This window comes from Microlunatus sp. GCM10028923, from assembly GCF_042666975.1.
In the GTDB taxonomy this organism is placed as follows: domain Bacteria; phylum Actinomycetota; class Actinomycetes; order Propionibacteriales; family Propionibacteriaceae; genus Microlunatus.
Map to the genome: position 1 here is coordinate 423834 of NZ_JBHTFF010000004.1, position 13021 is coordinate 436854.

The 13021-nt window shown below is 68.6% G+C and carries 10 protein-coding genes; 2 read left to right on the forward strand and 8 right to left on the reverse strand.

The annotated features are described in order from the left end of the window. Positions 1 to 24: 24 nt before the first annotated feature. From ACFQU4_RS12240 to ACFQU4_RS12255, 4 genes are all read right to left on the reverse strand, one after another. The gene (locus tag ACFQU4_RS12240; protein ID WP_377491729.1) at positions 25 to 1062 is read right to left on the reverse strand and encodes a Gfo/Idh/MocA family protein; all 1038 of its coding nucleotides are present in this window, start codon (positions 1060 to 1062) and stop codon (positions 25 to 27) included. 78 nt (positions 1063 to 1140) lie between these two features. Then, complete coding sequence (locus tag ACFQU4_RS12245) at positions 1141 to 2106, reverse strand: carbohydrate ABC transporter permease (protein WP_377491732.1); 966 nt, start codon at positions 2104 to 2106, stop codon at positions 1141 to 1143. Between the two features lie 3 nt (positions 2107 to 2109). Next, entirely contained in the window at positions 2110 to 3165 is a 1056-nt protein-coding gene (locus tag ACFQU4_RS12250; protein WP_377491735.1) for an ABC transporter permease, read from the reverse strand. 271 nt (positions 3166 to 3436) lie between these two features. Further along, positions 3437 to 4249 (reverse strand): helix-turn-helix transcriptional regulator, encoded by an 813-nt coding sequence (locus tag ACFQU4_RS12255; protein WP_377491738.1) that lies wholly within the window; start codon positions 4247 to 4249, stop codon positions 3437 to 3439. Between the two features lie 119 nt (positions 4250 to 4368). On the opposite strand from ACFQU4_RS12255, the gene ACFQU4_RS12260 reads away from it, so the two are divergent. Together ACFQU4_RS12260 and ACFQU4_RS12265 are read left to right on the forward strand one after the other, a co-directional pair. Then, the gene (locus ACFQU4_RS12260; protein WP_377491741.1) at positions 4369 to 6003 is read left to right on the forward strand and encodes an extracellular solute-binding protein; all 1635 of its coding nucleotides are present in this window, start codon (positions 4369 to 4371) and stop codon (positions 6001 to 6003) included. Positions 6004 to 6306: 303 nt separating this feature from the next. Further along, the gene (locus ACFQU4_RS12265; RefSeq protein WP_377491744.1) at positions 6307 to 7077 is read left to right on the forward strand and encodes a phytanoyl-CoA dioxygenase family protein; all 771 of its coding nucleotides are present in this window, start codon (positions 6307 to 6309) and stop codon (positions 7075 to 7077) included. Between the two features lie 17 nt (positions 7078 to 7094). Here the strand turns inward: ACFQU4_RS12265 and ACFQU4_RS12270 are convergent, their stop codons facing one another. From ACFQU4_RS12270 to ACFQU4_RS12285, 4 genes are all read right to left on the reverse strand, one after another. Then, positions 7095 to 9704 carry an alpha/beta fold hydrolase gene (locus ACFQU4_RS12270; RefSeq protein WP_377491747.1) on the reverse strand — a complete coding sequence of 870 codons (2610 nt, stop codon included), beginning with the start codon at positions 9702 to 9704 and terminating at the stop codon, positions 7095 to 7097. Then, entirely contained in the window at positions 9697 to 10782 is a 1086-nt protein-coding gene (locus tag ACFQU4_RS12275; RefSeq protein WP_377491750.1) for an amidohydrolase family protein, read from the reverse strand. Before ACFQU4_RS12275 ends, ACFQU4_RS12270 begins: the two co-directional genes overlap by 8 nt. Positions 10783 to 10787: 5 nt before the next feature. Next, positions 10788 to 12368 carry a signal recognition particle protein gene (ffh, locus tag ACFQU4_RS12280; RefSeq protein WP_377491753.1) on the reverse strand — a complete coding sequence of 527 codons (1581 nt, stop codon included), beginning with the start codon at positions 12366 to 12368 and terminating at the stop codon, positions 10788 to 10790. A 70-nt stretch (positions 12369 to 12438) separates the two neighbouring features. Continuing rightward, positions 12439 to 12996, reverse strand: a complete 558-nt coding sequence (locus ACFQU4_RS12285; protein WP_377491756.1) for a Uma2 family endonuclease — start codon at positions 12994 to 12996, stop codon at positions 12439 to 12441. Positions 12997 to 13021: the final 25 nt, after the last annotated feature.

Below are 13021 nucleotides of genomic sequence, written 5' to 3' on the forward strand. Positions count from 1 at the left end.
CGCGGTGAGTGGGTTGGCTGGAGTTCAGTGGAAGCCGGTCTGGTTGCGGGCCTCGGCGATCACGCCGATCTGGCGGCGCACGCTGGCCGGGGTGACGAACAGGTCGGCGCCTTCCCGCAAGGTGGCGTAGATCGTCCGGTAGTAGTTCTGGGTACGTTGCGCCGGCGGCGGCACCTCGATCGTCTCCTCCTGCCAGTCGATCGTCTCGGTGTAGCCGTACTTGCGGCCCTCGGGGGTGTTCGGGTCGGCCTCCAGCTCGGGCAGCGCGGCGGGGTCGAACCAGCGGACCTTGAGTTCGGACATCGAGCCGGTGATGCCACCCGCGGTTCCGGCGATCAGCCAGTGATCCTGCGGGTACGCGATCGCGGCGCTGGACTCGACCTCGACCAGCGGGCCCTTCTCCGGCCGCAGCACCAGCTTGACGTGGTCCTCGGCGTCGCCGGCCGACACGGTCCGGCGCAGATCGGCGAACACCGACACCGGGCTGTCCCCGACCAGCAACAGCAGTTGATCAAGGAAGTGCGACACGGTGTTCGGCAGCTCGCCGCCGCCCTTCGCGCGCAGGGTCTGCCAGTCGGCCCGGCGGGCGAACCGGTGGATCGCGCGGCGGACCAGCACGACCTCGCCGATCCGGCCGGAGTCGATGATCTCCCTGATCTTGAGGAACGAGGGCTCGAACCGGTTGTTCTGGAAGCAGGTGACCATCCGGCCGGCCTGCTCGGCCGCGGCGGTCAGCTGGTCGATCTCCTCGACCGACTGCGCCATCGGCTTCTCGATCACCACGTGCTTGCCCGCCGCGAGCGCGGCCAGGGCGAGCGGTACGTGGGTGAACGACGGCGTGGCCACGACGACGAGCTCGACCTGCTCGTCGGCGATCAGCTGCTCCGGCTCGGCGTACGTCGTCGCGCCGAAGTCGTTCGCCGCCTCCTGCTGGCGCTCCGGGAGCGGGTCGGCGACCGCGACCACCCGGAACTGGTCGGTCAGGTCCCGGAGGCCGGCGGCGTGGATGTTCCAACCGCTTCGGCCGAGGCCGATAATGCCGACTCTTACCTGTTCGGACAAGGAAACTCTCCCCTTTGCATTGCTGCCCCAATTGTGCGGCGACTTGTGTGCCCGCCCGGGGTTTCCGGTGCGGAGTGATCAGCCCTTGACGGCTCCGATGATCACGCCCTTGGCGAAGTGCTTCTGCAGGAACGGGTAGACCAGGCAGATCGGGACCAGGCTGACCACGAGGATCGCCATCTGCAGCGACTGCTGCGGCGGGATGTAATCACCGGGCAGGTCGACCCCGATCGAGGAGTTGTCCACCACATAGGTACGCAGGACCAGCTGCAGCGGCCACTTCTCGGTCGAGTTGATGTAGAGGACGGCGTTGAAGAACGCGTTCCAGTACGACACCGCATTGAACAACGCGATCACCGCCAGCGCCGCCTTCGACAACGGCACCATGATCGTGGTCAGGATCCGGAACTCGCCGGCACCATCGATCCTCGCCGCCTCGATGATCTCCTTCGGCACCTCGAGGAAGAAGCCACGCATCAAGATCACCTGGAAGCCCGACACCATGGTCGGCAGGATCAACGCCCAGTACGAATCGATCAGACCGAGCTGCTTCACCAGCAGGTAGTTCGGGATCATGCCGGCGGAGAACAGCATGGTGAACAGCACCATCAGCAGGATCGGCCGGTGCGCGAACGTACCCGGCCGCGACAGCGCGTAGGCCAGCATCGTCACGACCGTCACCGACAACGCGGAGCCGACCACCGTGATCAGGATCGACACGATCGTCGCCCGCGTCACCACCCCGCCCCTGAAGATCGCCTCGTACGCGGCGAAGGTCGGATTGGTCGGGAACAACACATAACCGCCGGCGGCGTTGATCTGCTCCTGATCGGCCAGGCTGGTCGAGATCACCGCCACGAACGGCATGATCACCAACAGCGACGCGATCAGCAGCACGACCCCCTTCAGGGCCCGGACCGGGATACTCGGCGGCTTCGCCCCGTTGATCGCCCGCAGCCGGTCGCTCTGCGACATGCCCGGGATCGTGACCGGCTTCCGCCGCTTCCGCGGCGACGACGTCGTGGTGGACTTTGTGGTAGCCATGGTTCAGTCCTTCGTCGAGTAGACGCCGCGTTCACCGAAGATGTGGGCGATCTTGTTCGCACCCAGCACCAATGCCGTGCCGACCAGGCCCTTCACCAATCCGACCGCGGCTGAGGCACCCCAGTTACCGCCGACGATGCCCCGGTTGTAGACGTAGGTGTCCAAGACCTCGGACGCCTCCAGCCCGACCGGTCCCTGCTGCAGGAAGATCTGCTCGAACCCGACCGTCAACGCATCACCCAACCGCAAGATCAGCAACAAGATGATCACGCCACGGATCGCCGGCAACGTCACATGCCACAACTGCCGGAGCCGGCCGCCGCCGTCGACCGCGACCGCCTCATACAGATCCAGATCGACCCGCGAGATCGCCGCCAGGAAGATGATCGTCCCCCACCCCGCGTCCTTCCAGATGATCTGCGACGTGATCAACGGAATGAACAACGACGGCTCACCGATGATGTTCATCGTGAAGAAGTCATTCTGCCGGGCCCACGTGTTATACAGACCCGCATTGCCCAGCATGTGCTGGAAGATCGCGACCACGATCACCCAGGACATGAAGTGCGGCAGATACAAGATCGACTGCACGACCCGCTTGATCTTCTCACCCAGCAACGAGTTCAACAGCAGCGCCAACGCGATCGGCACCGGGAACACGAACACGATCTGCACCAGCGAGATGATCAACGTGTTCTTCAACGCGTTCAGGAAGTACGGATCCCCGTTGAAGATGATCTCGAAATTCTCCAGCCCCACCCACGGGGCCTCCCAGATCCCCAGATACGGCTGATAATCCTTGAACGCAATCACATTGCCGAGCAACGGGATGTAGTGGAACAACACCACCAACACGACCCCCGGCACCGCCAGCAGCAACAAAGGCTTGTCGCGCCAGAATCGGGTGAACAGGGAGAGTCGCCGCTCCGGCGGGGTCCCCGACTTCCGGCCGCCGGGCTTGCCGCGGCCGCTGGCGACCGTGTCGCGAGCTTGCAGCTCAGCGTCGGTCGGCTCTTCGTTTCCGGCGCCGATTGCAGCGTCGGCCCTCTGCGAGCTCATGCCACCTCCCTCTTCCCTGAGCGTCTACCCCTGGCATCACTGCCCCGGGTTCCACCCGCTCGCCGCGCGGGGTGGTGGCCCCGAGTGTCCCCCCGGTGAGATTCGACTGTCAACACGGTGATTCCGGTGAATGAAATCAAGTGGCGAGCCTCGCCAGGTCTCGTCCAGCACGCTATTGCAACCGATTGCAAATAGCAAGGGTGGGCCACGTAAATGATCTGTTACGCCGCGGCCCGCTGGACCCGTGACCACCGAGGCGCGAGGCCTGCGGCTAGACCCGTCGGGAGGCTCGGAACTTCGCCGGAGACTCTCCGGTGGCCTTGCTGAAGGCGCGGGAGAAATAGAAAGGGCTTCGGTAGCCGCATAGTTCCGCGATGGCGGTGACGGTGTGATCGGTGTCGAGCAGGAGCCGCTGGGCCTTGGCCAGCCGGAGCTCCGTGAGGTAGCGGATCGGCGGGACGCCGTACGCCTCGCGGAAGCGGCGGGTGAACTGGGTGGCACTGAGGTTGAGCGCGTCGGCGACGGCCTGTACGGAGCTGTCGGGATCGGCCACGAGTTGCTCGAGCCGGGCCGCGCCCTGAACGGCGACGGTGTCGGCGGGACGCGCCGACGCCTGGTGTTCCCGGCCGATGGTGAGCAGCACGTCGGTGAGGACGTGGGTGCGGGTGTGGTGGCGGCGGGGATCCCGCCAGGCACTGCTCTCGTCGAGCAGCCGGAAGTTCGCCCGCAGCCGCTGTCGATCACCGACGGACACCTTTCCGGCGGGCCACCAGGGCTCCAGTCCCCCGGCCAGATCGAACTCGGCGAACCAGAAGCGGGACGGTTCGAGGAGCTCCCGGTCGATCCTGACACCGGGCGGGCACAAGATCAGTTCGCCGCTGGCGCACCGACCGGTGGCGGCGCCGAAGGGCCGGCTTCGGGACTGGTCCGTCTCGGCCGACAGCGCGTACGAGAAGCGGCCCGAGACCGGGGCCAGCAGGACCCAGCGGGGATAGCGATCGGTCGGGTACATGAAGTGATCACGTACCGGCGTCAGGTCGTAGCGCCGGAGCACGACGGCCTCCTGCGGGCCCCGATCTGGCATCGGACACCTCTTCGCAGAAAAGTGCAGGTGGATGACGTTCTTGGGTATGGCAGCGGGCTGATCCTACGGCCTAGCGTGGGCGCGGCGTCCCCTGGTCGCCCTCGAAGAATGGATGGTTCATGCACAACGAAGTGATCTCCTCCCCGTTCAGCCGTCGCTCCGCACTCACCTTCGGCCTGTCCGCGGCAGCCCTCGCCGCGGGCGGCGGGAGCCTGGCCGGCTGCACCACCCGCGGCACCGCCGAAGGACCGATACCGGTGGCCGAACGAGTCCCGTTGCCGACCCACCTCCCGTACCGCGGCACCACGCCCGATCTGGAGGGAAAGAACGGATCCGCCGATGCCTACCGGCACTACCCGGCGGACCCACCGACGACCGTCACCGAGCCGCCCGGCGACGGTGCCCCGATCAGCGCGATCCTGTCGATCTTCTACCCGTCCTGGCCGCCGGTCGCCGAGAACGCGGCCTGGCAGCACCTCAATGCGAGCCTCGGCAGCGAGCTGGAGATCCAGCAGGTTCCGTCGGTCGACTACGTGGCCCGGTTCGCCACCATGGTCGCCGGAAATGATCTTCCGGCGATGCTCGAGGTGGCCAACGTCGCGCGCCTGCCCGAGCTGATGAAGGCGAAGTTCGTCGACCTCACCGAGCACCTGTCCGGCGATGCGGTCAAGCAGTATCCGAATCTCGCGAACCTGCCGCCGGAGGCCTGGCGGGCGGGAGTCTTCGACAACGCGATCTACGGAATCCCCACCGCGCGCGGGATCTGGCAGTCCATGGTGCAGTTCCAGCGCAACGACCTGATCAAGGAAAGGGGTCTCGACGCCGGAGAGATCGGGAGCTTCGATGAGCTGTTCACGTTCTGCCAAGAGGTCACCGACAGCAGGAATTCGGTCTGGGCGCTGGCGACCGTGCCGTACGGCTACGTCGGCCAGATGCTCGGCCTGCCGAACGTGTGGCGCCTGGACGGCGGGGCGCTGACCCGCGCCTACGAGGTACCGGAGCAGGAGGAGGTCCTCAACGCGTCGATCAAGCTCTGGAAGGCGGGCGTCGTCCATCCGGATGCGTTCGCGCTGAACGGTGAGCAGGTCCGTCAGCACTTCCTCAGCGGCCGGGTGCTTCTGTGCAACGGCAGCTACCAGGCCTGGTCCCGCTTCCATCGGGAGAGCCAACCGGACGCGCCGTTCGATCTCGACGCGCTCCCGCTGCCCGGCTTCACCGGCGGCAAGGGCGTCTTTCATCTGAACAAGCCGGCCTACTCCGTCGGCGCCATTTCGAAGGGGAACGAGAACCGGGTCGAGACCCTGCTCAAGGTCTGGAACTACCTCGCCGCCCCGTTCGGCAGTGCCGAGTTCCTGACCGCGGTGTACGGCAAGGAGGGCGAGGACTACCGGCTCGAGGGTTCCGACCCGGTGCAGACCGTGCGGGGCATGCGCGAGCAGTTGCTGCTGACGCCGCTGGTCGCCGCCCCAGCCGCCGTGTACTACCCGAACGACGCCTCGGTGACGGAGAAGTGCTACGCGCACATGCTGGCGATGGCGGACAACAACGCGATCCAGAATCCGGCCCTCTACCGGTACTCGGTCACCGAATCACACAAGGGCGTCGAGTTGACCCGGCGGATGGACAGCGACTTCAACGACATCATCCAGGGCCGCAAGAAGATCAGCGACTGGGCCGATTCGGTACGGGCCTGGCGGTCCGGCGGCGGTGATCAGATCCGGTCCGAGCTGGAAGCCGCGCTCGCTGTCGAGTGATCGACTTCGCGCCGGGACCGGTCGCAGAAAAGTGCAGGTCGACGAGGGTCAGCGGCATGGCCGATCAGGGTGGCGGTGCCTAGTGTCGTGAGTCAGTAGTGCGGTGCCGATAGTCGGGGTCAGAAGTGGTGAGCTGCAAGACGGAGGAGAGAGGCGTATCGGGAATACGTCGACCGACGACAACGCAGCAGATCGCCGCTTCTGGGCCCGAATATCGGTGCCGCACTACTGACTCACGACACTCGCGTGAAGTCCAACATCAACTTCGGCGGCGTCCGCTCCGCCGACTCCGAAAGGAACCTCATGTCCACCGTCAGTGTCATGGACGATGCCGAGCTCGCCGGCTTCCACGCGAAGGGCTACCTGGTCCTGCGCGGGGTGCTGGACCGGGCCGAGATCGTGGTGCTCAAGGCCGAGGTCGAACGGCTCCAGGCCACGCCGCAGCTGGTCGATCCGAACAACATCCGGTCGGCCCACCGGAAGGTCGACGGCGAGCTGCGGCTGGAGAAGCTCGACCCGGTCCACGACGTCTCCCCGGTGCTGACCGACCTGGTCCAGGACGAGCGGATCCTCAGCCCGCTGCGCGACATCTTCCTGGACGAGCCGAAGCTGTTCAAGGACAAGTTGATCTTCAAGCTGCCGAACCAGCCCGGCTACGGCATGCACCAGGACGCCGGATTCTGGCAGGGCTTCCCGTACGAGTCGCTGATCTCGGTGATGGTGGCCATCGACGCGGCCACGGCCGAGAACGGCGGCCTGGAACTCTTTCCCGGTCAGCATCACCGGCTGCGGACCACGCCGGGCGAACTCCGCAACATGAACGCCGAGGAGATCGCCGGTGTGGACACCACCGGCTCCGAACTGGTCGAGACGCAACCCGGCGACGTGATCATCTTCGGATCCCTGGTGCCGCACCGCAGCGGGCCGAACCAGGCCGACGTCAGCCGGACCCAGCTGTACCTGACCTACAGCCCGGCGGCGTCGGGCGACCTCTACCAGGCCCACTACCAGCACTACCGGCGGTACGCGTTCGGCTCCCGGCTCGCCCAGGATCCCCAGCTCCACTTCCGCTGATCGGCGCCGCGCACCGGTCAGTGGGGCGTGATCAGGCGGAGGAAGACCTCTTCGAGCGGGTGGTCGTGGCGTTCGGTCAGTTCGGTGACGGAACCGGCGAGCACGACGCGGCCCCGGTTCATCATCACCACGTGGCTGCAGGTCAGCTCGACCTCGCCGAGCAGGTGGCTGGACAGCAGGACGGTGCGGCCGGCGGCGGCGTAGTCGGCGAGGACGGCGCGCATCGCCTTGATCTGCGGCGGGTCGAGGCCGTTCACCGGTTCGTCCAAGATCAACAACTGGGGCAGCCCGAGCATCGCCTGGGCGATCCCGAGGCGCTGCCGCATGCCCTGGCTGTAGCCGCGGACCCGGCGCTTCGCGGCGGAGCCGAGGTCGGCGATCCGGAGCACCTCGGCCAGGTGGGCCTCCTCGTCCGGGCGGCCGGTCGCGGCCCAGTAGGCGCGGAGGTTCTCCTCGCCGGACAGGTGCGGCAGGAAGCCAGGGCCCTCGACCAGGGCGCCGACCGACCGCAGCACCGGAGCGCCGGGGCGGACCGAGCGGCCGAGCACGTACGCGCGGCCGGAGTCGGGCCGGATCAGTCCCATCATCATCCGGATCGTGGTCGTCTTGCCGGCCCCGTTCGGCCCGAGCAGCCCGACCACCTGGCCCGGCTCCGCGGTGAACGACACGTCGTGGACGGCCAGCACCCGCTCCTTGGTCAGCCGGTCCCGATAGCTCTTGGTCAGTCCCTCGACGGCGAGCGGGGTGTTCCGCAGGTCGGTCCGTTCGGCGTCGGCGCGGGCCAGCAGCAGGCCGCGGAGCCGGCCGATCCCGATCGCCGCCGCGGCCGCCAGGGCGAGCACCCCGACGGCGATCGGCAGCCAGGCCGGCACCGAGAACCGCCGCTCCGGCTCCACCTCGACCGGCGTCAGCGTCGGCAGCACCAGGGACCGGTCCAGCAGTTCGAGTTCGTAGTCGGCGGCCTCGTCCGGCAGCGCGTAGGCCTGGTCGGTGCTCGAGATCACCAGCTGGGCCCGGTGGTTGACCGGGTACCGGTGCGCAATCGGCGGCAGGTTGATCATGACGTCGCTCGGCACGCCCGGCTTCAGACCCTCCAGCCGGATCGGGGCGACGGCGAGCCCGGGCAGGACCGCGCTGGACGGGGCCGGCGCGCCCGTACTCGTGCTGTCCGGGCCGAGGTCCCAGAGCGAGGCGAACAGGGTCGCCGACGTGGTCGACGGGGTGATCCGGATCCGGGCCCGTGCGCTGCCGACCATGGTGAGCGGCTCGGTCAGCGGGGCGCTGGTGAAGGTGACCGACTGGCCGGGCAACACCCCGATCCGGTACGCCTCGGTGCCGGTCAACGCGGCGATCTGTGGGCCCAGCCCGGGCAGGCTGGTCAGCGCCGCCGGCACCCCGCCGGGCGGTGCGATCATCCGCTGCGCGTCGCCGTCCAGGGTCAGCGAGCCGGTCACCATCGCCGGAGCGCCGCGGCCCGGATAGGAGGCGCCGGTCAGCCGGTCCGTCGGCCGGTCGGCCCCGTTCGCCCGGCCGGTCGGAATGTCCACGGCGAACGCCGGGCCGGGGTCGGTCTGCTCCCCCTTCAGGTGGCGGCCGAACCAGGACTCCAGTTCCGCCGTCATCGGGTCGAGCGCGATGGTGCCGTCGTGGCCGCCGTCCACCCAGACCATCCGGGCCGGTGTCCCGGCGGGCAGCCCGCGCAGGTTCGCGTCGGCGTGGTCGAGCGGGAACAGCGTGTCCTGCTCGCCGGCGATGATCATGGTCGGCGCGTTGATCCGGCCCAGGGCGGACTGCGGGCTGGACCCGGCGAGCAGCTCCAGCAGCTTCGCGTTCGGCCGGCCGGTCTGCGCGGTCTCCAGGTAGGCCCGGCACAGGTCGAGCGAGAACCGGCCGCAGAGGGACCGGTCGGCCGGCATGTTCGGATCGGCCGGCCGGCTGGTGTCGAGGAAGAACAGGCTGGCCCAGCGGGCCTTGAACACCCCGGCCGCGTCGACCGGGTCGACCTGGCCCGGCGCGGTCTGGGTGCCGGAGCTCGCGTACTGCGGGAACAGGGCGTGCGGCAGGCTGTTCCAGGTGAACGCCGGCGCGATCGCGTCCACCCGCGGATCGACGCCGCCGAACAGGGTCACCGCGCCGCCGTACGAGACGCCGGCCAGACCGATCACCGGGTCGTTGTCGCCGGTCTTCCGGACCTCGGGCAGCGTCGCCGCGTAGTCGATGATCTTGGTCAGGTCGGCCACCTCGAAGTCCGGATGATCAAGGTGGATCAGACCGCCGGAGTCGCCGAAGCCGCGGGCCGTGTAGGTGATCACGGTGTAGCCGTTGGCGGCGAGCCGGCGCGCGGTCTCCGCGCTGTCGCCCTTGTGGCCGTTGAACCCGTGGCTGAGCACGACCGCCGGCTGCGGCTCGCCCGGCCGGGCCGTGAACACGGAGGCGTCCAGCTCGACCGGCCCGCCGTCGGTCCCGGCCGGCTCGCTCGCCGGCTCGGGGGTGCCGGCGATCCGTACCGGCGTCTCCGCGACCTCGTCGGCCCGGGCCGCCGTGGGTACGGAGAGCAGACCGCAGGTCAGCAGCAGCGCCAGCAGGATCCTGGTCGCGGCCCCGCGACGTGGACGGTGATCAGCCATGGAGGAAGGAGTGGGTACGGCCGAGGACGACGTGGCGCGGGCCGGTCAGCACGGTCAGGTCCGCCCGCGGATCCGCCGGGTAGCCGACCAGTTCGGCCCGCTCCCCCGGCACCAGGCGGTCCGGGCGGCCGAGCCAGCTCCGCGCCGCCCAGGAGCCGGCGGCCAGGGCGTCCGGTGCACCGCAGACCTCAGCCATCCGGGCGATCTCGGTCCCGATCAGTCCGTGCCGCTGATAGCCGCCGGCGTCGGTGCCGGCATAGATCGGCACCCCGGCGTCCCGGGCGTCGGCCAGGATGCCGCGATGTCCCGCCTGCAGGGCCCGCATGTGCTTCGCGTACGCGGGGAACTTCGGTTCGCCCTGTGCCGCGAACCGCTCGAACAGGCCGACCTGGATCACCGTCGGCACCAGGGCGATCCGACGCTCGGCCATGATCGCGATCCCGTCCGCGGTGAGGCCGGTGCCGTGCTCGATGCCGTCCACCCCGGCGGTGATCAACTCCGCGGTCGCCTGCTCGCCGAACACGTGCGCCGTGACCCGGACGCCGAGCTCATGGGCCCGGGCGATGGCGGCCGTCGCCAGGTCGACCGGCCACAGCGGGGCAAGATCACCGAGGTCGCGGTCGATCCAGTCCCCGACCAGCTTGACCCACCCGTCGCCGGCCGCGGCCTGCCGCTCGACCGCGGCGACCAGGTCGGCCGGCTCGATCTCCTCGGCGAAGTCGCGCAGGTAGCGCTTGGGCCGGGCCAGGTGCCGGCCGGCGCGGATGATCATGGGCAGGTCGTCCCGGTCGTCGATCCACCGGGTGTCCGACGGCGAGCCGGCGTCCCGGATCAGCATCGCACCGGCGTCGCGGTCCGCGGTCGCCTGGGCCTCGGCGGTGGCCCGGTCCACGGCGCCGCCGGAATCCAGGCCGACGTGGCAATGTGCATCGACCAGGCCGGGCAGGATCCAGCCGCCGGTCATGATCGTGACCGCGCCGGCGACCGGCTCGTCACTGATCTTCCCGTCGACCACCCAGAGTTCGCACGCCTCCTCCGACGGGAGCAGCGTGCCGGTGAGATGCAGCCGATCCGGCACGGACCCTACTTGCCCTGGTTGTTGATCATCTTGCCGAGGCCGGGCGGCAGCTGGAAGTCCTTGATCGCCTGTTCCAGCTGCTCCTGGTCCATCCCGGCGCCGAACGCGGCGGCCGGGTCGACCGCCTGCTGCTGATCTTGTCCCTTGGCCGCGGCCGCCCGCTTGGCCGGGTTGCCGGAGACCTTCTTGCCCTTCTTGCCCTTCTTACCCTGCTTGGCCGCCGGGCGCTTCGCGGCGCCGGGCATCCCCGGCATGCCGGGCATCCCGGGCATGCCCTTGCCGTTCGCCAGCTGCGACATCACCTTGCGGGCCTCGAAGAACCGGGTGACCAGGCTGTTCACGGCGGACACCTCGACGCCGGAGCCGCGCGCGATCCGGGCCCGCCGCGAGCCGTCGATGATCTTGGGGTTGTCCCGCTCGGCGGGCGTCATCGAGTGGATGATCGCCTCGATCCGATCGACCTCCCGCTCGTCGATCCCGGCGATCTGGTCCTTCATGTCGCCCATCCCCGGCAGCATGCCGAAGATCTTGGAGAGCGGGCCCATCTTGCGCACCATCTGCATTTGCTGCAGGAAGTCGGACAGCCCGAACTCGCCGCCGCCCTTGCTGGTCAGCTTGGCCGCGGCCTTCGCCGACTGCTCGGCGTCGAACGTCTTCTCGGCCTGCTCGATCAGGGTGAGCATGTCGCCCATGCCGAGGATCCGGCTGGCCATCCGGTCCGGGTGGAAGAGGTCGAAGTCGCCGACCTTCTCCCCGTTGGAGGCGAACATGATCGGCTTGCCGGTGGCCTTGGCGATCGACAGGGCCGCACCGCCGCGGGCGTCGCCGTCGAGCTGGGTGAGCACGACGCCGTCGAAGCCCACGCCGTCGGCGAACGCGTTGGCCGTGTTGACCGCGTCCTGGCCGATCATCGCGTTGACGACGAACAGGGTCTCGTCCGGGTTGACCGCGTCCCGGATCGCCGAGGCCTGCTGCATCAGCTCGGCGTCGACGCCGAGCCGGCCCGCGGTGTCGACGATCACCACGTCGTAGAGCTTGCGTTCCGCCTCGCCGATCGAGTCCCGGGCCACCTTGACCGGATCCCCGACGCCGCTACCGGGCTCCGGCGCGTAGACCTGGACGCCGGCCCGCTGGCCGACCACCTGAAGCTGGTCCACCGCGTTCGGCCGCTGCAGGTCGGCGGCGACCAGGAGCGGCGAGTGCCCCTGCTCCTTCAACCAGTACGCCAGCTTGCCGGCCAGCGTGGTCTTGCCGGCGCCCTGCAGGCCGGCCAGCAGGATCACGGTCGGCGGTCGCTTGGCGAACCGGATCGTCCTGGTCTCGCCGCCGAGGACATTGATCAGTTCCTCGTTGACGATCTTGATGATCTGCTGGCCCGGGTTCAGCGCACCGCTCAGTTCAGCGGTCCGGGCCCGCTCCCGGATGGCGCTGATGAAGTCCTTGACCACGGCCAGCGCCACGTCGGCCTCGAGCAGCGCCCGGCGGATCTCCCGCGCGGTGGTGTCGATGTCGGCGTCGGTGATCCGGCCCTTGCCGCGCAGGTTCTTGAACGTCGCGGCGAGTCGGTCTTGCAGTGTGTCGAACACGGGCTTCCTAGCAGGGTGGTGGGGTGCCTATCCGTGCCAGCCTAACGGTGCGGCCAATCCGCTGCGGAGTTCAGTCCGTCAGCCTGGCCGGATTCAGCGTCACCGGGTACGGCCGAGTCAACGACAATTCCTCGTCGCCTTCGGCTCGGCCGACTTCCTCGTACCTCCCACCGGTCAGCTGCCAGGCGACGACGGACGGCTCATCGGGGTCGTACACCCAGTAGTTCAAACAGCCGGCCGCCTCGTAGCGCGAACGCTTGAGAACGAGGTCGAATCGCCTCGTGCTCGGGGACAACACCTCCACGGCCAGGTCGGGCATTCCGGCCAGCTTTCGCTCACCGAGCAGGTCCCGGCGGATGACAAGGATGTCAGGCTGCAATCTCGTGTCGTCGGTGACATCGACATCCAACGGAGCCGGGAACACTTCGAAATCTTCGGGACAGACGTCGTCGAGCACCCGCGCGAGGCGGAACGCGGCCCGCTGGTGCAACCACGACGGCGACGGGCTCACGACGAGCACCCCATCGATGAGCTCGTACCGTCGGCCGTCGTCGGGCAACTCATCGAGATCCGCAAACGTCATGGGTCGGCCCGGTAGCGGCCAGGTCGCCTGCGCATGAGCCGTCATGGCACTCATGCTAATTCCTCCCCCT